This window comes from Erythrobacter sp. Dej080120_24, from assembly GCF_036322605.1.
In the GTDB taxonomy this organism is placed as follows: domain Bacteria; phylum Pseudomonadota; class Alphaproteobacteria; order Sphingomonadales; family Sphingomonadaceae; genus Erythrobacter; species Erythrobacter aurantius.
Genome location: NZ_AP027262.1, coordinates 2,433,684 through 2,455,487 on the forward strand (window position 1 = coordinate 2,433,684; position 21,804 = coordinate 2,455,487).

Consider the following 21,804-nt stretch of genomic DNA (forward strand, 5'->3'; position numbering starts at 1 on the left):
CCATGACCAATCGTTCCCGCTCCATCGCAGGCCGCATAGCCATCGTCACCGGGGCCGCCAGCGGCATGGGCCGCGCAACCGCGAAACTGTTTGCGAGCGAAGGCGCGAAAGTGGCGGTGACCGATCTCGACCTCGCCGCTTGCGAGGAGGTCGCAGCGGAATGTGGCGGCAATGCCCGCGCCTATGCGCTCGACGTGTCGGACAAGGACGCGATTGCGCGGGTCGTGGCTCAGATTGCCGAGGATTTCGGCGGCATCGATATCCTCGTCAACAACGCCGGTATCTCGCGCCACGGTGCGCTGGACGCCGGGGATGAATACGAAGCGATCTGGCACAGCGCCATCGCGGTGATGCTGACCGCGCACCAGCGCATGGTGCGCGCCGCCCTGCCCCATCTTCGCAAGAGCGACGCTGCGCGGATCGTCAATATCGCCAGCACCGAAGGCCTCGGTGCGACGCCGGGCCTGACGCCCTATGTCGCGGCCAAGACCGGGGTGACGGGCCTCACGCGCGGCCTTGCGGTCGATCTCGGGCCGGAAGGCATCACGGTCAACTGCATCTGCCCCGGCCCGATCAACACCGGCATGACCGCGCCCATCCCTGACGAGCACAAGACGATCTATGCCAAGCGCCGCACGGCATTGCGCCGTTATGGCGAACCGGAAGAAGTCGCGCACATGACGCTGTCGCTGGTGCTGCCTGCGGCAAGCTACATCACCGGTGTGGTGATCCCCGTTGATGGCGGGCTGATGGTGCGCAACGCCTGAGGCGCCTTAGCCGCGCCCTTTGGTCTTGGTTTTTCCGTCCTTCGCATTCGCCTCGATAAAGGCGATGATCTGTCCGGCGACATCCTTTCCGGTCGCGCTTTCGATCCCTTCAAGGCCGGGGGAGGAATTGACCTCCATGATCACCGGCCCGTGATTGGATCGCAGCATGTCCACGCCGCACACGTTCAACCCCATGCGCTTGGCTGCGCGCACGGCGGTGGAGCGTTCTTCGGGTGTGATCTTGATCACCTCCGCGCTGCCCCCTCGATGAAGGTTGGAACGGAAATCGTCGGCAGCTCCGGTTCGCTTCATCGCGGCGACGACCTTGCCGCCGACGACGAGGGCGCGAATGTCGGTACCGCCCGCTTCCTTGATGAATTCCTGCACAAGAATGTTGACGTTGGCGCCGCGAAACGCCTCGATCACCGATTTCGCGCTGCTCATCGTCTCGGCCAGAACCACACCGATGCCCTGCGTGCCCTCAAGCAACTTGATCACCACCGGCGGGCCATTGACGGCGCGGATGATCTCCTCCGCCTGCTTGGGATCATTGGCATAGGCGGTGAGCGGCAGGCCGAGCCCGTGCTTGGCAAGGATCTGGAGCGAACGCAGCTTGTCGCGGCTCCGGCCGATGGCGACGCTTTCGTTGAGCGGCCAGCAACCGCTCATCTCGAACTGGCGCAGCACCGCGAGGCCGTATTGCGTGATCGACGCACCGATGCGCGGGATGACGGCATCATATTTTGGCAGCGTTTCACCATTGTAGGTCAGCGTCGGGCGATGGCTCGCGATGTTCACCGCACAGCGTGTGGTGTTGAGGATGTCGAGTTGATGCCCCCGCGCCTCGGCAGCCTCTTTGAGACGCTGGTGCGAATACAGGTTTGCATTACGGGCCAGCATGGCGATTTTCATGTGCGAGGCGGTCCTAAGGAAGGGCTGACGGGAAATCCGATTCGGCCCAATGCGGAGATTGAAGCCACGAATGGCCGCTATCTACGACAAATCTGCGACGCAAGGCAGTCCTTCCAATCAACATCGGAAATTTCATGTCGGAACGGTCGGCGAGGCTCAATTCCGCTCTGAAGGTGACGCTACCGATCCGTAGCGGCGTCTTGATGACAAATCGGGTCTGGGTTTCGCCATTGGAGCTGGTGATGCCACGCCGGTCGACCTGCACCGCCTCGCCTTCATGGGCGATATCGTCCCAGTCGACCGCGAACCGGACAAACGGTTTCCCATCGCGCTCGAACTGGTCGAGCACTCGGGCGTGGAGCGATGATGTGCGCGCGCCGGTGTCGATCTTGGCCGGGATGCCGGAAAGCGCGATGCCCGGCAGATCGACCAGCTCGCGCCAGCCCACCACCGGCAGGGGTTCGGGTTTGACGATCAAGGCAGAATGGCCATCCCGTCGCCGCCATCGCCAACCTTTAGGCGGCGCAGAACCGTGCCGCTGGCGTAGTCGACCTCTGCCACCGTATCGCTGGCGGTTTCGGCGACATAGATGCGCTCACCATCGTCGGACCACAGGATCGTGACCTGAAAGCGCTCTTCGGCTTCCTCGGGTGAGGATACGGCGATGGAGCGGATGACCTCTGCGGTTTCGAGGTCGATGACCGAAAGGCCCCCGTCCTGAAGATCGGACGTCACCGCCACATCACCCTGCGGCCTGATGGCAAGTCGCAATGGGAACTGCCCGGTTGCGACCGTGGAGCGCACTTCCATCGTCTCCGGATCAAGCTCGTAAGCCTCATCCGAGCCACGCGCCGAGACCCAAAGCGCCTTTCCATCAGGGGATAGCGCGATGCCTTCCGGCTCTTCCCCAACCGTGACGGAAATCGGCGCAATCCGGGCTTTCAGCGCCACGCGCGTCACCGTTTTAGATCCGAGATCAGTGGTCCACGCCGTATTGCCGTCAGGAGAAACGACTAGCATGTGGCTGCCTTGCTTGCCGGTCGAGTATTCAAACCTGTCTGCCGAGCCGAGCGGATCGCGTATCCAGAAGACCGATTGGCGGCCCTCTGCGGTGGAATACAGATCGCCGTTCTGATGCCACACGATCCCATGCGGCCGCGCATTTTCGCCCAGGTCGATGCTGGTCACACGCTCAAGCGTCGAGGTGAGGAACACATCAACCGTCGTCCCGCCATAACATGCGAGAGCGACATGCTGCCCATCGGGCGAGGTCGCCAGTTCGTGCGGGTTGGTGCAACTGTCGAGCCGCAGCACCTCTTGGCCCGTCTCCAGATCGATCTTGGACAGCGTGTTGCCGAACTTGTTGGCGACGAAAAGCGTCGGGCGCTCGGCGGACACCGATCCTGTGCTTGTCGCACCCTCACCCGGCGCACAAGCGCCGAGCGAGAGAGCGATCAAGGCGGCAGCAGTACGACCCATTACCATCCGGCGGTCTGGCCCTTGTTCTGCTCTTCAAGCCACGCCATCAGCGGGGCGAAATATTCAACCATCGCCGTGCCGTTCATCTGGCGTTCGCCCGTGAAGGCTTCGAGCGCGTCGGGCCACGGCACGCTGGCGCCGAGTTCGAGCATGGCGTTCAGGTTCTTGCCCACTTCCTCGTTGCCGTAGAACGAGCAGCGGTGCAGCGGCCCTTCCCAACCGGCCTGATCGCAAGCCGCCTTGTAGAACTGGAACTGCAACAGCCGCGCGAGGAAATAGCGGGTGTAGCTGACATTGCCCGGCACGTGATACTTCGCGCCCGGATCGAAGCCATCGGCGGGGCGCTCCACCGGGGGAACAATGCCCTGATACTCGCGGCGGATATCGGTCCATGCCTTGTTGTAATCTTCCGGCGCGACGCTGCCGTCGAACAGGCTCCAGCGGTACCGGTCGATCAGCAGGCCGAACGGCAGGAACGCAACCTTGTCCATCGCCTGACGCAGCAGCAGGCCGATGTCCTTGTCGGCGCTCGGCACCTGCTCGGGCTTGAGCATGTCGATCTGCACCAGATATTCCGGCGTGATCGACAGCGCGATCATGTCGCCGATAGCCTCGTGGAAACCATCGTTAGCGCCGGTCAGATAGAGGAAATCCTGCTGGTTGTAGGCGCGCTGGTAATAGTTGTGGCCAAGCTCGTGGTGGATCGTGATGAAGTCGTCCGCGTTCTGCTTGATGCACATCTTGATCCGCAGATCATCGACATTGTCGAGGTTCCACGCGGACGCATGGCACACCACTTCGCGGTCGGCAGGTTTCACGAACTGGCTGCGCTCCCAGAACGTCTCCGGCAGCGGCTCGAAGCCCAGCGAGGAGAAGAACTGTTCGCCCACACGGGTCATTTCGACAGCGTCGAGGTCTTTCTCGACGATCAGGTCAGTCAGGTCATAGCCGATGTCCCCTGCCCCTTCGGGCGCGACCAGCGGGTATATGTTGCCCCATTCCTGCGCCCACATATTGCCGAGCAGGTCAGCACGGATCGGGCCGGTGGCGGGCTGCACTTCATCGCCGTAATGTTCGTTCAGCTTGCGACGGACATAGGTGTGGAGCGCAACGTATAGCGGCTTCACTTCCTGCCACATCCGCTCCGTCTCGGCCGCGAATTCATCGGGGCTCATGTCGTATCCCGAACGCCACATCGCGCCGAGATCATCAAAGCCCAGCTCCTTTGCGCCTTCGTTGGCGAGCGAGACGTACTGTTGATATTCACCCAGCATCGGACCGCCGACATTGTCGTGCCAGCTGGCCCACATTTCGGCGAGTTCTTCGGGCGTCCTCTCAAGGTTGCCCATCTCCGCCTCGATATCGGAACCGTTGATCGGCTGCCCGTTCAGCGTGCCCTTGCCCGCGCCATATTGCGCGCCCATCGAAGTGGTGATGCCAGCCAGTTCCTCGGCTGCCCCGTCGCGGCTCGGCGCGGGGAGCGAGATGGCATAGCGCAACATTCCCAGCTTGCGCTCGACTTCGGGATCGAGCCCGTCCACCTGCGCGTACTTGGCGGCTTCATTGGCGAAATTGACGCTCATCACGCTCAATTCCGCGCCATATTGCGCCGCGAGCGTGTTGGAATCGTGATTGATGTAGGTTGCGTTGATCCATTCGATCCGCGCCGCCGGTTCGGCAAAGGCGCGGTATTCCTTTTCGACCATTTCGACGAATTGCTTCGCGCCTTCCGGGGTCAGCGGGAATTGCGTGGCGCTTTCCTCGGCCGTTTCGGCATGCGCTTCGGCGAGCACGGGCGCGGACGTCGCGGCCAGCGCCATGGCCAGCGCGGCAGCCGAAGCCTTGAGTGAAAGATGCGTGAATTTCATGGGAGGCGATCCTCTTGTCTTGTGTCTTGCAATGGTGGTGAGTTTGGACGCGTGCGCGCCGGTAATCAAGCGCTCAGAAAGCGCACAATCGCTTCGCCCAGATCGGGCTTGGTTACGCTGTTGAGATGGTTGCCGGGCACCTCGAAATAGGTCGCATCGGGCAATATCGCTGCGAGTTCTTCGGCAGAGCCGTTGTCCTGATCATCAGCCCCGCAGATCACGCCAGTGGGCATGGTGATGTTGGCGAGGCGGGCGAGGTCGAAATCGTCCATCGCATCCAGCAGCAGCCGCGCTGCCACCCGGTCCACCCCTTGCGATTTGAGGAAGGTGCGCGCGACATAGGCGGGATCACCCGGCTTGATCGTGTCGAATTCGTCGATCACCCGCTTGAAATGCGCGGCGCGGCGTTCCCATTCGGCAAGGCCTGCCACGCCCATCCCGCAGATCGCGAGCCGGCGCGGCTCCAAAATGCCGTGTCCGACCGCGTGGATCGCCGTGCGAGCACCCAGAGAGAAGCCGACCAGATCGAACTCGCCCGCATCCAGCCCCAGATGCTCCACCAGCGCCGCCGCATCGCGGACCAGCACTCCGTTGGGATAGGCGGCAGGATCATGCGGCGCATCGCTGTCGCCGTGAACGCGAAAATCGAGCATGATCGCTTCGAACCCGGCATCGGCAAGCTGGTTGTGATGACCCCACTTGATCCAGTTCATGAAGGCGCTGGAAAACAGCCCGTGGAGGAGGACCACCGGACGCCCCTCACCCACACGGTGCACGGCAAGCTGGGTGCCGTCGAAACTTTCAAATGTTTGAGGCATCACCGCTTCTGAAGCCCTTTCTGCTCCATCCGCCATTTCGCCATTTCTATACGGTCCTGTCCGAAGAACGGCTCGCCATCCAGCACCAGCGTCGGCACGCCCCAATGGCCTGCGGCTTCGAGTGCATTCTGGTTTTCGGCGATTTCCGCGTCGAGCGCCTCGGCATCGCTCGCAGCCTCCGCCTCAAGCTCGGCGAAATCGAGGCCTGCACGCGCCGTTGCCTGCGCAAGATGATCGCCTTCGTGCCAGTCATCGATCGTGCCCGACCAGATCACTTTCGATACCTCGTCGGCGAAGGCCAATCCTTTGCCCTGGCGCGTCGCAGCCTGACCCATGCGGCACAGCCGATGGATATGCGGCTGCTCTTCCGCGATCTCGCGCGTGGCAAGGTTCTGCACCACCGGATCGGGGCGCGGCCAGCGATAGGGAATGCCCAGCATCTGCGCGCTGCGCGCCGCGTCGATGAAGATATACCGCCCGACGTTGGGATTACCGGTGAACAATATCCCGGGATCGCGGATCGCGATCGGCAGCACCGTGCGGAGCGTGATGTCGAGATCATATTCTTGCGTCATGGCGCGATAGCGGCCCACCGCGAGGTAGGAATAGGGCGAGCGAAAGCTGAAGAACAGGTCGGCGCGAATTGTCATGCGGCCTACGCTAGCCGCCAAATCGCCGCCCCGCCAGTCTCTGCTTGATGATAATAAGCCTACTTATTATAACAACGCTCATGCCGACCAGACTGCTCTATCGCATGGCTGACAATTCGCACCAGTTGCGTCTGCTCTTCAATGAGCGCGTCCGGGGGCTTGGGCTGACAGCGGCGCAGGCGCGCCTTTTGCTCTCGCTCCAGCGTAATCCGGGAAAGAATCAGGTCTTTTATGCGGAGCGGCTGGAAATCGAACCGATCACGCTGACTCGGATAGCCGATCGAATGGAGGAATCCGGCTGGATCGAACGCCGGGCGGATCCTTCGGATCGACGGGCACGCATCCTGCACCTCACCGCGAAAAGCCGGGGCATCGTCACACAGCTTCAGGCGATCATCGACGGAATTTCCGAAGCCACATTGAAAGGCCTGACACCGATGGAGCGGGAAACCCTTTCGGGATTGCTGGAACGGATCGAAACAAACCTGGACAACGCACGCGAACCGGAGATTCTCCATGGCTGAAGCAGATCCTGCGATCACATCCGGCACGGTGCAGACCACCTCTGAAAAGCCGAAGCGCAAATGGTCGCGCATCGCGCTCATGCTGATCGTGCCACTAGCGCTTGTCGGCGGGAGCCTTGCCTATTGGCAGAGCCTTCAGGGCAAGGTCTCGACCGACAACGCCTATGTCCAGCAAGACATGGTCTCGATCAGCGCCGAGGTCGGCGGAAAGATCGTCGAAGTGCTGGTGGCAGAAGGCGACATGGCCGCTGCAGGTGATCTGCTGTTCCGGATCGACCCGGAGCCGTTCCGCCTCCAGATCGCAGAGGCCGACGCGGCAATCGCGAGCGCACAGGCCAATGTAATCGCGCTTAGCAATTCGCCCGATCTCGCCGGAGTCGATATTGCCGCCGCGAAGGAAGATATCGCCTTTGCTCAAGCGCGGTTCGACCGGGTGAAGGCCATTTGGGAAAGGGGTTTCTCGACAAAGGAGAATTACGACGCTGCCGAACACGCGCTGCAACAGGCGCGCGAAAGCCTGCGGCAGGCCGAAGCCCGCCAGCAAGAAGCACGCGCCCGGCTTGCCACCGGGCCTGCCGTTCCTGGAAAGAACCCGCAGGTCGCCGTGGCCGAGGCGCAGCGCGCCAATGCGGAGCTTTCACTGGCTCGCACCGAAGTGCGCGCGCCTGCGCCGGGCCGGATTGCACAGGCAGATCGGCTTCAGCTGGGTCAGCAGGTTGTGCCGAACCTGCCCGTGCTGACGCTGGTGCAGGGCCGCACCGCCTATGTCGAAGCCAACTTCAAGGAAACCGATCTTGCCGACATGGCAGTTGGCCAGAGTGCGGAGATCCGTTTCGACGCTTACCCGGAGTTGGTCCTGAAAGGACATGTTGCCTCCATCGGAGCGGGCACGGGTTCGGAGTTCTCGGTGCTTCCCGCGCAGAACGCGACGGGCAATTGGGTCAAGGTGACGCAGCGTGTCCCCGTGCGGATCGCAATTGACGAAGAAAGCCCGCGTGCGCTGATCGCGGGGCTGTCCACCGAAGTCACCGTCTTCACCGCAGAACCCGCGAAGCGCTGACGTGGCGAGCGGCGCCGCCACTGCCCCTGCCGCCGGCGGCGGCGCAGATACGGGAGCCGGATCGGCTAACCCACATGACGAAGCGGTTCTGCACAGCTCGAACTACGGGCTGTTGATCTTCGGGATCATGCTGGCATCGCTGCTACAGATCCTCGACACCACCATCGCCAATGTAGCCATCCCGCATATGCAAAGCTCGCTCGGCACGACGGTCGATGGCGTCACCTGGGTTCTCACCAGCTATATCATCGCCTCTGCGGTCGCGCTGCCGATCACCGGTTGGCTGGCGGACAGGGTGGGCGCGCGGCAGCTCTTTATCGGCTCTGTCTTGTGCTTCATCCTGTTTTCAATGCTGTGCGGCCTCTCGCAGAACCTTGAAGAAATGGTCCTGTTCCGCGCCTGTCAGGGGGTCGCAGGGGCGTTTATCATGCCGCTCAGCCAGTCCTTTATGCTCGATACCACCAAACCGAGCCGCCACCCGCAGATCATGGCGCTATGGGGTGTGGGCGTGGTGCTTGGTCCGATCCTTGGCCCCTTGATCGGCGGCTGGCTGACCGAAAGCGCGAACTGGCGCTGGGTGTTCTATGTCAACCTGCCCGCAGGACTTGTCACGCTTGCGATCCTGATCGCCTGCCTTCCCCATCGTGCTGTCCGCAAACGCAAGTTCGACATGCTGGGCTTTGTCATGCTGGGAATTGCACTCGCCTCCTTTCAGTTGCTGCTCGACCGAGGCAACCAGCAGGACTGGTTCGATTCGGCAGAGATCTGGGTTTATGCCCTCCTCACCGGTTCGGCGACATGGATGGCGATCGTCCATTTTTCGACTGCGTCCAACCCACTGTTCGAACGCGAATTGCTGACTGATCGCAATTTTGCACTCTCGGCGACGTTCATGGCGGTTATGGGGGTGATCGTCTTTGCCCCCATGGCGCTGCTCCCGCCGATGCTACAGAGCTTGTTCGGATATGACGTGATCGATATCGGCATGGTGCTGGCACCGCGTGGTTTCGGAGTGTTGTTCAGCATGCAGATTTCCAGCGTGCTCCTGCGCCGAGGGTTCGATCCGCGTCCTCTGGTTTCCGCAGGATTCCTGCTGTGCGCCGCAGCGCTGTATCTGATGGCGCACTGGTCTCTGGAGATTGACCAGTTTCAACTGATCGCCACCGGAGTGTTTCTGGGAACAGGCATGGGGCTGGTGATCGTGCCTTTGCAGGTCACCGCTTTTGCAACGCTCCACCCGCGCCTCAGGACAGATGGGTCGAGCATCATGAACCTGACGCGCTCGCTTGGCGCTTCGACGGGGATTTCGCTGATGGCGGTCTTGCTGGCGCGAAACATCCAGACTGGCCACGAAGAGCTTGGCAGCCACCTGACTTCGGCAACCGGCACGCTGATCGATTTTTCGACCACCGACCGTTTCCAGAGCTATGGGGAAGCCGCGCTGGCGGTGCTGGATGCCGAGGTCAATCGGCAGGCCGCGATGGTCGCCTATGTCAACGACTTCTACCTGATCATGTGGATGGCGCTGTTCATTGCCCCATTTGCCTTCCTGATGCGCAAGATCGACACGCGTCAGGCTGGCGTATGAAGCGCTGTCAGTTATCTCCGGGCCGCGAAAGGGAGAGGCTGCGCGGTCATCGGAAGAAACACTGGGTTCCGGCGAAGAGCATCGACACCTTGCCGTCCTCGAAGAACCCGAAAGGCCCCTCGCCGAGCGCAAACTCTTCGCCCAGCGTGCTGTCTTCGATCAATGCGAAGCCGGGGATCGTCTCGACCTCGGAACGGGCGGTTCCAATGCCGATTGCCTCGCTGAAGACGATGGCGGCGGTTCCACCGGTCCAATTCCATCCGACAAGGCTGCCGTTCTGGAAATTGACGGTCAGGCCGCCGGAGTAGCTGGCGAATTCCATCGGGCCCGCCCCGCATTCGGGCATGGAACCAGTGTCGCCGGGTTTGCCGAGCGTGCGCGCGAGCGCGGCTTCAACCTCGGTTTGTCCGGCGGCGAAATAGAATGCCTCCGCTCCCGCCGTCAGTCCGTCGACGCGGACTGTGACGAGATCGGCATCGATCTCGACGGGAACGGGTTCGGGCGGTGCGGGGGTTTGCGCGGAATCGCAGGCGGCGAGCGTGAGAACCGCAAAGCCAAGCCATACTCCGCGCATGCCTATCAGCCCTTTTTCAAATGCCGCCGACCGAGCAGTTCTGCAATCTGAACCGCGTTCAGTGCCGCGCCCTTGCGCAGATTGTCGGAAACGCACCACAGCGAAATCCCGTTCTCTACGGTCGGATCATCGCGCACACGGCTGATGAAGGTCGCGCTGTCACCGGCGCATTCGACGGGGGTGACGTATCCTTCGTCTTCGCGCTTGTCGATCAGCATGATGCCCGGCGCCTCGCGCAGGATCTCCTGTGCCTGCTCCGCGCTGAGTTCGTTCTCAAACTCGATATTGACCGATTCCGAATGGCCCACGAACACCGGCACCCGCACGCAGGTGGCGTTCAGCTTGATCTTCGGATCGAGGATCTTCTTGGTCTCGACCACCATCTTCCATTCTTCCTTGGTCGAACCATCGTCGAGGAAGACGTCGATGTGCGGAATGACGTTGAAGGCGATCTGCTTGGTGAACTTGGCCGGTTCGACCGGATCGCCGACGAAGATCGCGCGGCTCTGTTCGAACAGCTCGTCCATGCCCGCCTTGCCCGCGCCGGACACCGATTGATAGGTCGAGACGACCACGCGCTTGATCGTCGCGGCATCGTGCAGCGGCTTCAGCGCCACGACCAGCTGCGCGGTCGAGCAGTTGGGGTTGGCGATGATGTTGCGCTTTTTATAGTCGTCGATCGCATCCGGGTTCACTTCCGGCACGATCAGCGGCACGTCGGGCTCCATGCGGTAAAGCGAGGAGTTGTCGATCACCACGCAACCTGCCGCAGCCGCCTTGGGCGCGTAAATCTTGGTCGCTTCGCTACCGCAGGCGAACAGGGCAATGTCCCATCCGTTCCAGTCGAAATGCTCGATATTCTTGCATTTGAGCATCTTGCCGGTGTCGCCGAATTCGACCTCCGTACCCTGCGAACGCCCCGAGGCTACCGCTGCAACCTCGTCACAGGGAAACTCGCGCTCGGCGAGGATCTGCATCATTTCACGTCCGACATTGCCCGTCGCACCGACGACTGCCACCCGGTAACCCAATTTGCATTCTCCGCTAATTCGTTTGCGCAGCGCTCGCTGCCGTGTCTAGCTTGGCTTGGCAAGCGATAAGGTGACAAGATGGATACGCGGAACTGGCACGCAAGGGCGAACTATTTTGAGTTTCAGGGGCACAGGATTGCCTTTTGGACCGAAGGACCGCTGAACGCGCGCCCGCTGCTGCTGGTTCACGGCTTCCCGACCTGTTCGTGGGACTGGGTGCCGGTCTGGGAGAGATTGACGGCAAAGCATCGCGTGATTGCCTGCGACATGCTGGGCTTTGGCCTGTCCGACAAACCCCCAAAAGGGTTCAATGGGTCGGGATATTCGATCCACCGTCAGACCGACCTGCAAGAAGCGCTGCTCGCGCATCTCGGCATTACCGGTTTCGACGCGCTGGTGCATGATTACGGCGTCTCCGTCGGGCAGGAACTGCTTGCCCGCGATATCGAGTCGACCCGGAACTGGTCGATCGGGCGCATGGTGTTTCTCAACGGTGGCATCTTCCCGGATCAGCACCGCCCGCGCCCCATGCAAAAGCTTGGCATTTCGCCCTTCGGGTTCCTTCTGGGGCTGCTGATGAGCCGCCAGAGTTTCGGCAAGAGCTTCTCGGAAGTGTTCGGCCCGGACACTCAGCCGACCGAGCAGGAGCTGGACGAATTCTGGGAATTCATCAGCCACAATGGCGGCAACCGCATCACGCACAAGCTGCTGCACTACATTGCAGACCGGGTCGAGCACAAGGCGCGCTGGGAAAGCGCTCTGGTCGCAGCGCAGAACATGGGGATGATCGGCCTCATCAACGGCGCGCTCGATCCGGTGTCGGGCAAGCACGCCTATGACAAATGGCGCGAAGTGGTGCCCCATGCGCGGCACCACCTCATCCCTGATGTCGGCCATTACCCCCAGGTCGAAGCACCCGAGGAAGTCGCGCGCGTGGCGCTGGAATGGCTCGCCTAGATCACTCCGGCGGCGTTACCCCGTTCGCCTCCAGGAAACGGAAGATCGAATTCCACATGTGCGGGCTGATCTGCGGCCCGGCGACCCGGTGGGTATAGCCTGGGTACAGCATCATTTCGAAAGGAATGTTGTTTTCCTGCATGACGCTGATGATCTCGGTCGCGTTTTCGAACACCACATTGTCATCTGCCATCCCGTGGATCAGCAGCAAGGGATCGCTGATCTTCGTCGCATCGGGGATCGCGCTCGCGGCTTCATAGGCTTCGGGCACTTCGCGCGGGTCGCCCATGTAACGTTCGGTATAGTGGGTGTCGTACAGTTCCCACTTCGTCACCGGAGCGCCCGAGATACCGGCAGCGTATAGCCCCGGATCGGCCTCAAGCTGCTTCAGCGTCATGTATCCGCCATAGGACCAGCCATAGATCGCGATCTTGTTCGGATCGACGTACCCGAGCGTCTTCAGATACTCCGCGCCTGCCTTCTGGTCGCGCACTTCCACCCCGCCCATCGCGCGGTAGATCGGCTGTTCGAAATCGACCCCGCGATTGGCGGTGCCGCGATTGTCGAGCACGAAATAGATATAGCCCCTGTCGACAATCGCCTGCGCCAAAGCGCCGTCCCAGCCCTTGTCCACAAGCTGCGGGCCGGGGCCGCCGTAGTGGTAGAAGAACACCGGATATTGCTTACCCGGCTCCATGTCGGGCTTCATGATCATGTAGTGGAGCGGCGTGCCGTCCTCTGCCGGGATCGTGCCATATTCGGGCATGACATGGCTGAGAAGATACGGCGTGTAAGGGTGATCCTCGCTCAGCGCGTTTTCCTCCACCCATGCGAGCCGCTGACCCAGACGTCCGGCAAGATAGCTCTGCGGCGGCTGATCAGGAGCAGAACGGCTGACAAGCAGGAACTTGCCCGTCGGGTCCATCGACGCGCTGTTGGTGTAGTTTCGATCGGTCAGCAATTCCGGCTCACCCGATCCGTCGAGACTGGTCCGATAGATCTGCTGCGTCAGAACATCGTCGGTGCGCTGGAAGAACAATTCCTTGTTCTCCTCGTTGATGCCGACCAGCGAAGTGACCGGATCGGTGCCGGACGTAAGCCGGGTCCATTCGCTTCCGTCAAACCGGTAGAAATGGCCGAACCCGTCGCGTTCCGACCACCACAGCAAGCTGCCGTCTTTCAGGAAGCGGTAATTGTCCGACAGGTTGATCCAGTAGTCGGGCCGCGCCGCCTTTTCGGTGAACCAGATTTCGCTCTTCCCTGTCGAGGGATCGACCTTGAGCATGTCGAGCACGGTCTGTTCGCGGTTCTGGCGCTGGACATACAGGAAATCGTCCGGCCCCCAATCGACGCGGGCGACGTAAATGTCGGTGTCCTCGCCCAGATCGACCTTCACCCGGTTGCCGCCATCGGGGTCCATGATGAACAGCTCGACAATCGCATTGTCGCTGCCCGCCACGGGATAGCGTTGATCGAAAGTGGTCGTGCCGGTCGCGCCGATAGCTGCGCGGGTGACGATGCCGACGGGACTTTCATCGGTGCGCTGCACCGCGATGCGCGTGTCGTTGCCGTTCCACCAATATCCGGTGAGGCGGCTCATTTCCTCCTGAGCGACGAATTCCGCCTCGCCCCAGCGGATCGTGTCGCCTTCCTTGGGTGTGATCGGCGCCGCGTCCTCGCCCACCTTGCCAACCCACAGCTGGCGATCGCGCACGAAAGAGACATAGCCCGCGCGCGGCGAGAGCGAGGGGTTCAGTTCGCTTTCCTCGGTGTCGGTCAGGCGCTGCACGCTGCCGTCGAGCTTCGCGAAGTAGAGATCACCGTCGAGCGGCACCAGCACGCCCGAACCGTCGCTTGCCCATTGATAGGTGATGATGCCCGTCAGCCCGCCGACACGCGCACGCTCGCGCTGCATCTTTTCATCTTCGGAAAGTTCGCGGCCCGTGCCCAGCGCCTCTGAATCGACCAGCATCCGCCATTGCGAGGTCGCAAGGTCGAACCCCCACAGATCGTAACGCCGAGCATCGTCCTCACGATTCTTCAGAAGCGTCAGATAGCGGCCATCGGGCGAAAATTTCGCCTGACGCGGCGCGGGGCCATTAAGCGAAGGCGAGGCAAAGACGCGCTCGAAGGTGAGTTCGGGAGTGGCTTCGGTCATGGCATCCTGAGCGATGGCAGCGGTGGGCAGAAGAACGGCAGCGGCAGCGAGCAAAAAGCGCATTTCAAGAAAGACCCTTTCGTGTCCTGATTGACAGGCTCCTCGCAATCGCGGGCTCGCTTGGCAAGAGCGCAACGAAAAAGGGCGGCCCAAACGAGCCGCCCTTTCCTGATTTGCTGTTGCGGGTGTTTACGCCTTGGGGGCGTTGTCCCGACGCTCGGCAATACGAGCGCGCTTGCCGGTGCGGCCGCGCAGATAGTAGAGCTTCGCACGACGCACGACACCGCGACGCACCACGGTGATGCTGTCGACGATCGGCGAATACAGCGGGAACACGCGCTCCACGCCTTCGCCAAAGCTCATTTTGCGAACGGTGAAGTTGCTGTTGATGCTGCGGTTCGACCGCGCGATCACAACGCCTTCAAAGTTCTGGATACGCTCACGCGTACCTTCGATAACCTTCACACCCACGCGGACGGTGTCGCCTGCGCGGAAATCGGGGATGTCCTTGGAAGCCTTGGCGATTTCCTCGGCTTCGATCTGCTGGATCAGGTTCACTGGTCCGTTTCCTTGTCTTTTCGCCGCGCGCCAGAGGCAGACTGGTCCCGAACGCCCTCATGACGTTCCCAAAGGTCCGGCCTGCGTAACCGTGTAATCTCTTCGCTTTTCGACTTTCGCCAAGCAGCGATTTTCGCATGATCCCCCGATCGCAGCACTTCGGGGATCGTGCGCCCTTCCCATTCCTGAGGTCGGGTATACTGCGGATATTCGAGCAATCCGTCTTCGAAGGATTCCTCGGTCCCGCTAGAAGCCGCGCCCATTACGCCGGGAAGCAGCCGAATGCAAGCATCAAGTATGGCCAAAGCTGCCGGTTCTCCGCCGCTGAGGACGATGTCGGCAAGGCTGACCTCTTCAATGTCAGGGCGCGCTTCGAACAGGCGCTCGTCAAACCCTTCGAACCGGCCGCAGATGATGGTGACGCCGGGGCCGGATGCGATCTCGCGGATGCGTTCCTGCGTGATCGGTTTCCCGCGCGGGGTCATGGCCAGTATCGGTCGGCCAGCGGGCACGCTGTCAAGCGCCGTCGCCATCACATCGCATTTGAGCACCATCCCCGCCCCGCCGCCTGCCGGCGTGTCGTCAACGGTCCGGTGCTTGTCGGTGGCAAAGTCGCGCGGGTTGACTGTCTCGCAAGACCAGTCCCCCCGCTCCAGCGCCTTGCCCGCAAGCGAAATGCCAAGCGGTCCGGGAAACATCTCCGGATACAGGGTGAGGATGGTGGCGGCGAAGGTCATTCGAAAATCTCTGGATCGATCTCACTCAAGGCCAATTCCTGCTTCCGCTTGAGCCAAGCCATGAACACCATCGAGCCAATAAGGGAGACAACGAACATCGTCACAAGCATCAGCCTGAATTGGGGGTCATCAGGGATCAGCGCGTCCTGTTTGGCGATATTCGCCATATTGTAGGCCCTTACCATGAGGAAAACCGCAAGAGCGCCTGCCGCTGCCAACGACGCGGTGACTATGATGTTCTGAAAGCGGAGCCTGAATAGAAGCCATGCGATCATTAGTGCAACCGGCAACGCCATAATTCCGGTAACGAGAAACTGTAGCGCGGTCTCCCACCACGGCGTCGGATCACCGTCCCAAACGCCGAACTCATTCACCGGCACATCCTGCTCAACGGCGCCCATGGTAGAGCGCATAGCCAAAGTGATGGTGGCGGCGAAGGTCATCGGGCTTTGTAAAAGGTATGCGCCGCGAAGAGAAAGCTACCAATTGCGAGGAGAAGGAAAATCGGCCAACCGTAGATTAGCAAAGTCAAAGGGCCCATGTAACCGACATCACCATGCTCGGCTTGATGCGATGCATAGTCGATTTTGTGCCAAACCCAAAAACAGCCGACTACTACGATGGTAGGTACAATTCCTGCGCAAGTAACTCGGATCGGAGCCGGCAAGAATATCAGGTTTGAGCTAAGCCAGAATCCGGCAAGATATGCCACTGCAAATGCCACGCAGCCGGGGACGGCCACCACGAGAACTAGGATCAGAGTTTCCAATTCACCCCATCCTTTGCCCGCGTATCCACACTCAACTCAAACACATCGGGCCGCGAATAGTGGCCGTCGGTGTCGAGGCTCGCCAGTCCCTGCCCGATCTCGCTTAGGTTCAGTTCGGCGTGGAGGATTTCCTCGCCCTCACCAGCCTGCGCCAGCACCCGCGCGTCAGGCGCGATGATCATTGAGCCGCCTCGGTTCAGTTGCTCGCCTTCGATAGCATTGAACAGCGCCATCGCATCGGCATTTCCGCCCACCCGCTCGAGCCCCTCGAACAAGTCATCGCGCTTCTGCACCAGCCCCGCCGCGAGCACGAAACAGCGGCCCTCCATCGCGTAATGCCGTGAAGCAATCACATAGGTCTCGCGCACGGTCGGCCATGCGGCCACATGCACACTCTCGCCCAGATTATGCATCGCCGCCCTCGCAAGCGGCATCCAGTGCTCCCAGCAAATGAGATTGCCCGCCCTGCCCCACTCGGCCTCGTGCACGTTAAGCGTCGAGCCATCGCCGCGCATCCAGATCAGGCGCTCTCCGTGGGTCGGCACCAGCTTGCGGTGGTCGAGCGGCGCCTCGCCGGGGCGAAACAGCAGCTGGTTGTTGTAAAGGCTCTGCCGCACGCGTTCATGCGCGCCGATGGAGATGCACGCGCCGCTCTCGTCGCACAGCTCCTGCAAGGGGAGCAGCCGTTCGTCATTGGCAACAATCGCCTGTTCGAGCATGATAGCGTGAAGGGCCTTCGTCCCCGGATGATCCCACAGGGCCGCTCCGGGCGCTTCATCCAGCCACAGCGGATAGCCGCCCAGAAACGTCTCGCCAAAGGCAACAAACCGCGCCCCGCCCGCAATCGCCTCCCGCGCGAGCCGCACGGCCTTGTCGATCCCGCCCGCGAAATCGAGGGGCACGGGCGCCGCCTGACAGATCGCGACAGCCAGCTTGGTCACTCGAAGGTTTCCAGATCAAACTGCGTAAGCTTGTCGAGCCGCCGCGTCGCGAACAGCGCCGCCGGCCAGCACAGGGCACCCATGAACAACAGCCCCCCCAGCATCGCCGCTACAAGCGGGATGATCTCGCCCCCACCCGCTTCGACAAGGCTGATGAGCAATCCGGGAATGACCAGCCCGCCCGGCCCCAATAGGCTGGCGGCGAATATCCGCCTGGACTGGGACACGCCGGGCATGACGAGCTTGACGAACAGCACCGCCCCCATCGTCAGAAGACCGAGGATGATGATGAGGAAGGGAAAACTGAGGAATGCGACCATGATTGCCCCTTAAACCCGCCGATCAGCCCCCGCAACCGCCACAGCCGCCCCCGCAGCCACCGCCGCCGTCGCCGTCTCCGCCATCGCCGCTGTATCCGGCATCGCCGCTGCCTGCCTGCCGCGCGGCGTGGACCGGCTCCCACGGGGTGCCAACCAGCACGCCGGTGCCGAAAATCGCCACGGCATATCCCGCTTCATTGGCTTGCGGGGCGCGTTTCATGCGGCTGCCCTGATCCTCGATCTCGCGCAGCAGTTCGTTCCCGGTCACTGTGCGCGGATTAGTCTTGAAGAAGCGCATTGCAGCGAACACCGCCGTGACCGTCATCAGCGCAACCAGAAAGCCCGTCGGCTCCCCCGCCTCCGCGCCCGCCTGTTGGCGGTACAGCCCGATCACCAGCAGCGCGAGATACGGCAGGATCGACAGGAACCCCAGCTTGCGCCGCTCACCGGCATCCAGCATCAGCCCGCGCCGGATCAACCGCGCCTCGACCCGCTTGGCATGGGTGTCGAGCGATTTTCTTGCCTCGGAGAGTTTGAAATCGCCGACCTTGGCCAGAACCGCGCGCTCGGCATCACCCGCGTCGAAACCCGTTCGCCCGACGCGCAGCTTGCCCTTGCCCGCATCGACCAGACCCCCACGCGTGAACAGATCGGCAAGGATCGCATCGGTGTGGCGTTCCTGCCCGCCGGAAAGCACCGCAACTTCTTCCAGATCCTGGACGCTGCCCTTGCGCCCCGAATCGCGCAGGTTCGCCGGAATCCACAGGCCGAGGAACACGCAGGTGACGAGCATCACGGCGTAGAAGACCAGAAAATCCGGCCCCGTCCAGGACGCAAAAATCTCCATCAGATCATCACTCCAACCAGCACGGCAATGACAATGCCGAGCGCAACCCAACCGGCGGAACCAATGATCGCGACCCGCCTGTCGAGGATCATAACATCCTGAGGGTTAACGCGAAGTCCCTTTGGATCGACGCCAAACCGGCGCGCTGCATCGGGCCAGATGTCTGGCGGTGGCGGCTCGTCAAAGGCGACTTCGTAAGAATTGAGCGTGGCGGAGTATTGATCGTAATACCGATCGCGTTCCACCTGTCCCCCGGCGGTGGGGCCGTGATGCAGATCGGCTCCCAGCACTTCGGGGCAGAACACCTCCCAGTAATCGCGGCTGTACGTCAGGTGCAGGTGCCACACCTGATCCACTGCATCGCTGGGCGTGACTTCGTGCCCTGCGGTCCGGGCCAGATAGCAGAAACGCTTGTATTCGAGGATCACCCGCTGAGTGTGCGCCTCGCCCCAGCGGTTTTCGCGGGCTAGCCGCGCGGCGAATGACAGTGATGCCTCTGCCGGGCCGATTTCGTGGGCGGCAAGGCGCTGCCACAGGGCAGTGGTAAAAGCAGGCGCGCTCATGGCGCTATTGGTCGGCGAAATCCTCGGAAATCACAAGCCGGGTTTCATCCCATTCGATCACGGCCTGCTTCGTCATCGGCACCATGATCGTCTTCTGGCCCTTTTCAGGGGGCGGATCGAGCGTGACTTCGATGATGTCGGTCGCGCCGAAATTGTGCACGGCGCACACCGTGCCGAGCGCTTTGCCGGAATCAGTCACCGCGGAAAGGCCGATCAGGTCGGCGTGGTAATATTCGCCCTCTGCCAGTTCCGGCAGAGCTTCGCGCGTGACCGAAAGCACCGTGCCGCGCAGCTTCTCCGCTTCGCTGCGCCCTTGCACCTCGGCGAACCGGGCGATCGCCCCGCCTTTATTGTCGGAACGGATCTTCTTGAGCGTCAGCGCGCCGCCCGGAACATCGGCGGTAAGCGAAGAATGCTGGCGGAGGGCTTCGATACCCTCCCCCAGCAATTTCAGCCGCACTTCACCGTGGATGCCATGCGCACCCGTGATTGCGGCGAGGGTAATGTCCGAAGCTTTTGTCACAGTTGCTCGTCCTGAGTCTGTTCAAAGGCGAGCCCGGCCAGTCCGTTCACCCGGTCGCAAACGCCGGGTGAACGGAAACCGGTTTGTTCGATCAGCCTTCGGCTTTTTCTTCGCCAGCTTCGTCAGCGGCAGGAGTTTCCTCAGCTGCAGCTTCCTCAGCGGGAGCTTCTTCGGCGGGAGCTTCTTCAGCCGGAGCTTCGGCAGCGGCCTTGGCTTCTTCTTCGGCAGCCTTGGCGGCTTCTTCTGCTTCAGCCAGCTTTGCAGCCTTTTCCTCAGCGCGTTCCTTGGCGTTTTCGCCCGGCTCGCCCTTCTTCGGGTTGTTGCGCGGTGCGCGCTCGAGGATGCCGGCGGCATCGAGGAAGCGGTGAACGCGGTCGGTCGGCTTGGCGCCAACGCCGATCCAGTGACGGGCGCGGTCTTCGTCGAGCTTCACGCGCTCGGGATTATCCTTGGCGAGCAGCGGGTTGTAGGTGCCGATCTGCTCGAGATACTTGCCGTCACGCGGGGAACGGGTGTCCGAAACCACGATGCGGTAATACGGACGCTTCTTCGCACCGCCGCGCGAAAGCCGGATTGCAACTGCCATTGTTTAATACCTTTCGAGTTTAAATGTCTGAATTACTGTAAAATCTATTTCTTGCCCTTGGGCCCGCCAAGGCCCGGAAGTCCGGGAGGAAGTCCGCCGGGGCCACCGCCCATTCCGCCGAGGCCGGGAAGCCCGCCGGCACCGGGCATTCCGCCCATCGGGCCGCCCGCGCCGCCACCGGCACCGAACATCGCGGCGAGGCCTTTCAGCCCGCCCATCTTCCTGAGCTGCTTCATCGCGCGGCCCATTTCCTGATGCATCTTGAGCAGCTTGTTTACCGTCTGCACATCGGTGCCGCTGCCTGCCGCCACGCGCTTCTTGCGCTTGGCGTTCATCAATTCCGGGCGAGCGCGCTCCTTGGGCGTCATAGAGCCGATGATCGCGTCCATGTGGACGAGCACCTTGTCGTCCATGTTGGACGCCGCCATCGCCTGCTTGGCCTTCTTCATGCCCGGCATCATGCCCGCCAGCATTCCGAGGCCGCCCATGTTCTGCATCTGGCGCAGCTGCATCCGCAAGTCGTTGAGGTCGAACTTGCCCTTCTCGAAATTCTCGGCGAGCTTGGCGGCCTCTTCTTCCTTGATCGTCGCTGCCGCCTTTTCGACGAGGCTGACGACATCGCCCATGCCAAGGATACGGTCCGCAACCGAGGCGGGGCGGAAGGGTTCGATCGCGTCGAGTTTTTCACCGGTACCGGCAAACTTGATCGGCTTGCCCGTCACCGCACGCATCGAAAGCGCCGCGCCGCCGCGCGCATCGCCGTCCATGCGGGTGAGGACAACGCCCGTCAGCGGAACTTCGCTGGTAAAGCTTTGCGCGACGTTCACCGCGTCCTGGCCGGTCAGGCTGTCCACCACCAGCAGCACTTCGGTGGGGGCGGAAACGCTCGCGACAGCCTGCATTTCGGCCATCAGCGCTGCATCGACGTGGAGACGGCCTGCGGTGTCGAGCAACAGCACGTCGAAATTCTGCAAACGCGCCGATTCCATCGCGCGCCGGGCGATGTCGACCGGCTGCTGGCCCGCCACGATCGGCAGGGTCGCGACATCGACCTGTTCGCCCAGCACCTTGAGCTGTTCTTGCGCCGCCGGACGGTTCACGTCGAGCGATGCCATCATCGCCTTCTTGCCGTGGCGCTCGCGGATCAGCTTGCCCAGCTTTGCCGTGGTCGTCGTTTTACCCGAGCCCTGAAGACCGACCATCATGATGACGACAGGCGGCTTGGCTTCGAGGTTGAGCCCTTCGCTGACAGCCTCGCCATCGTCGCCCGACAGGATGGAGATCAGTTCGTCATGGACGATCTTGATCACCTGCTGGCCGGGCTTCACCGATTTCAGGACTTCCTGACCGATCGCCTTTTCGGTGACCGAATCGATGAAGCGGCGGGCAACCGGCAGCGCCACATCGGCTTCGAGCAGCGCGACCCGGACTTCGCGCATGGCATCGCGAACGTCCTGTTCTTTCAGAGCGCCGCGGCCCTTGAGCTTGTCAAAGACGCCGCCAAGGCGGTCGGACAGACTGTCAAACATCGTCTTCAACTCCCTCTCAGGCCTGTCAAAGCCCGATAAACGCGA

24 protein-coding genes are annotated in these 21,804 nt (G+C 61.9%); 5 read left to right on the forward strand and 19 right to left on the reverse strand.

The window, feature by feature from the left end; all coding sequences use genetic code 11:
* Positions 1-2: 2 nt before the first annotated feature.
* A complete protein-coding gene (locus AABA34_RS11625; protein ID WP_338302767.1) occupies positions 3-767 on the forward strand; it encodes an SDR family NAD(P)-dependent oxidoreductase in 765 nt (254 codons plus the stop codon).
* 6 nt (positions 768-773) lie between these two features.
* Here the strand turns inward: AABA34_RS11625 and rimK are convergent, their stop codons facing one another.
* From rimK to AABA34_RS11655, 6 genes are all read right to left on the reverse strand, one after another.
* Entirely contained in the window at positions 774-1,679 is a 906-nt protein-coding gene (rimK, locus tag AABA34_RS11630; RefSeq protein ID WP_338302769.1) for a 30S ribosomal protein S6--L-glutamate ligase, read from the reverse strand.
* 13 nt (positions 1,680-1,692) lie between these two features.
* The gene (locus AABA34_RS11635) at positions 1,693-2,157 is read right to left on the reverse strand and encodes an ATP-dependent zinc protease family protein (RefSeq protein WP_330221230.1); all 465 of its coding nucleotides are present in this window, start codon (positions 2,155-2,157) and stop codon (positions 1,693-1,695) included.
* Positions 2,154-3,158 (reverse strand): YncE family protein, encoded by a 1,005-nt coding sequence (locus AABA34_RS11640; protein WP_338302770.1) that lies wholly within the window; start codon positions 3,156-3,158, stop codon positions 2,154-2,156. Before AABA34_RS11640 ends, AABA34_RS11635 begins: the two co-directional genes overlap by 4 nt.
* Positions 3,158-5,026 (reverse strand): M2 family metallopeptidase, encoded by a 1,869-nt coding sequence (locus tag AABA34_RS11645; protein ID WP_338302771.1) that lies wholly within the window; start codon positions 5,024-5,026, stop codon positions 3,158-3,160. The genes AABA34_RS11640 and AABA34_RS11645 overlap by 1 nt, the downstream gene beginning before the upstream one ends.
* Before the next feature lie 65 nt (positions 5,027-5,091).
* Positions 5,092-5,844 (reverse strand): alpha/beta fold hydrolase, encoded by a 753-nt coding sequence (locus tag AABA34_RS11650; RefSeq protein ID WP_338302772.1) that lies wholly within the window; start codon positions 5,842-5,844, stop codon positions 5,092-5,094.
* On the reverse strand, positions 5,844-6,494 hold the full coding sequence (locus AABA34_RS11655; protein WP_338302773.1) for a 2-hydroxychromene-2-carboxylate isomerase: 651 nt from the start codon (positions 6,492-6,494) through the stop codon (positions 5,844-5,846). Before AABA34_RS11655 ends, AABA34_RS11650 begins: the two co-directional genes overlap by 1 nt.
* Before the next feature lie 80 nt (positions 6,495-6,574).
* On the opposite strand from AABA34_RS11655, the gene AABA34_RS11660 reads away from it, so the two are divergent.
* From AABA34_RS11660 to AABA34_RS11670, 3 genes are read left to right on the forward strand one after another with little or no spacing between them, the layout of a single operon-like run.
* Positions 6,575-7,018 (forward strand): MarR family winged helix-turn-helix transcriptional regulator, encoded by a 444-nt coding sequence (locus AABA34_RS11660; protein ID WP_252258010.1) that lies wholly within the window; start codon positions 6,575-6,577, stop codon positions 7,016-7,018.
* The gene (locus AABA34_RS11665) at positions 7,011-8,078 is read left to right on the forward strand and encodes an HlyD family secretion protein (RefSeq protein WP_338302774.1); all 1,068 of its coding nucleotides are present in this window, start codon (positions 7,011-7,013) and stop codon (positions 8,076-8,078) included. Before AABA34_RS11660 ends, AABA34_RS11665 begins: the two co-directional genes overlap by 8 nt.
* 1 nt (position 8,079) lies before the next feature.
* On the forward strand, positions 8,080-9,666 hold the full coding sequence (locus tag AABA34_RS11670; RefSeq protein ID WP_338302775.1) for a DHA2 family efflux MFS transporter permease subunit: 1,587 nt from the start codon (positions 8,080-8,082) through the stop codon (positions 9,664-9,666).
* Positions 9,667-9,712: 46 nt separating this feature from the next.
* Here AABA34_RS11670 and AABA34_RS11675 read toward each other — a convergent pair whose 3' ends face one another.
* A complete protein-coding gene (locus tag AABA34_RS11675; protein WP_338302776.1) occupies positions 9,713-10,240 on the reverse strand; it encodes an aspartate-semialdehyde dehydrogenase in 528 nt (175 codons plus the stop codon).
* Between the two features lie 5 nt (positions 10,241-10,245).
* Complete coding sequence (locus AABA34_RS11680; RefSeq protein ID WP_034954310.1) at positions 10,246-11,271, reverse strand: aspartate-semialdehyde dehydrogenase; 1,026 nt, start codon at positions 11,269-11,271, stop codon at positions 10,246-10,248.
* A 78-nt stretch (positions 11,272-11,349) separates the two neighbouring features.
* Between AABA34_RS11680 and AABA34_RS11685 the strand changes: the two genes are divergently transcribed.
* Positions 11,350-12,228: an alpha/beta fold hydrolase gene (locus AABA34_RS11685; protein ID WP_338302777.1), complete on the forward strand. Its 879-nt coding sequence runs from the start codon at positions 11,350-11,352 to the stop codon at positions 12,226-12,228.
* A gap of 1 nt (position 12,229) precedes the next feature.
* Here the strand turns inward: AABA34_RS11685 and AABA34_RS11690 are convergent, their stop codons facing one another.
* The 11 genes from AABA34_RS11690 to ffh all read right to left on the reverse strand — a co-directional run bounded on the left by AABA34_RS11690 (position 12,230) and on the right by ffh (position 21,759).
* Positions 12,230-14,449, reverse strand: coding sequence for a S9 family peptidase (locus AABA34_RS11690; protein WP_338302778.1), 2,220 nt, complete (start codon positions 14,447-14,449; stop codon positions 12,230-12,232).
* Positions 14,450-14,575: 126 nt separating this feature from the next.
* A complete protein-coding gene (gene rplS, locus AABA34_RS11695) occupies positions 14,576-14,944 on the reverse strand; it encodes a 50S ribosomal protein L19 (RefSeq protein WP_034954316.1) in 369 nt (122 codons plus the stop codon).
* Complete coding sequence (gene trmD, locus AABA34_RS11700; protein WP_338302779.1) at positions 14,941-15,681, reverse strand: tRNA (guanosine(37)-N1)-methyltransferase TrmD; 741 nt, start codon at positions 15,679-15,681, stop codon at positions 14,941-14,943. Before trmD ends, rplS begins: the two co-directional genes overlap by 4 nt.
* Positions 15,678-16,124 (reverse strand): hypothetical protein, encoded by a 447-nt coding sequence (locus AABA34_RS11705; RefSeq protein WP_338302780.1) that lies wholly within the window; start codon positions 16,122-16,124, stop codon positions 15,678-15,680. The genes trmD and AABA34_RS11705 overlap by 4 nt, the downstream gene beginning before the upstream one ends.
* 313 nt (positions 16,125-16,437) lie before the next feature.
* Positions 16,438-17,391 (reverse strand): carbon-nitrogen hydrolase family protein, encoded by a 954-nt coding sequence (locus AABA34_RS11710; protein ID WP_338302781.1) that lies wholly within the window; start codon positions 17,389-17,391, stop codon positions 16,438-16,440.
* Positions 17,388-17,711, reverse strand: coding sequence for a hypothetical protein (locus AABA34_RS11715; protein WP_034954323.1), 324 nt, complete (start codon positions 17,709-17,711; stop codon positions 17,388-17,390). The genes AABA34_RS11710 and AABA34_RS11715 overlap by 4 nt, the downstream gene beginning before the upstream one ends.
* A gap of 22 nt (positions 17,712-17,733) precedes the next feature.
* Positions 17,734-18,558, reverse strand: a complete 825-nt coding sequence (locus AABA34_RS11720) for a TIGR04222 domain-containing membrane protein (RefSeq protein ID WP_338302782.1) — start codon at positions 18,556-18,558, stop codon at positions 17,734-17,736.
* On the reverse strand, positions 18,558-19,121 hold the full coding sequence (locus AABA34_RS11725; protein WP_338302783.1) for a glycine-rich domain-containing protein: 564 nt from the start codon (positions 19,119-19,121) through the stop codon (positions 18,558-18,560). The genes AABA34_RS11720 and AABA34_RS11725 overlap by 1 nt, the downstream gene beginning before the upstream one ends.
* Before the next feature lie 4 nt (positions 19,122-19,125).
* On the reverse strand, positions 19,126-19,644 hold the full coding sequence (gene rimM, locus AABA34_RS11730; RefSeq protein WP_338302784.1) for a ribosome maturation factor RimM: 519 nt from the start codon (positions 19,642-19,644) through the stop codon (positions 19,126-19,128).
* Between the two features lie 91 nt (positions 19,645-19,735).
* The gene (gene rpsP, locus AABA34_RS11735) at positions 19,736-20,230 is read right to left on the reverse strand and encodes a 30S ribosomal protein S16 (protein WP_338302785.1); all 495 of its coding nucleotides are present in this window, start codon (positions 20,228-20,230) and stop codon (positions 19,736-19,738) included.
* 44 nt (positions 20,231-20,274) lie between these two features.
* Positions 20,275-21,759, reverse strand: a complete 1,485-nt coding sequence (gene ffh / locus AABA34_RS11740; protein WP_338302786.1) for a signal recognition particle protein — start codon at positions 21,757-21,759, stop codon at positions 20,275-20,277.
* Positions 21,760-21,804: the final 45 nt, after the last annotated feature.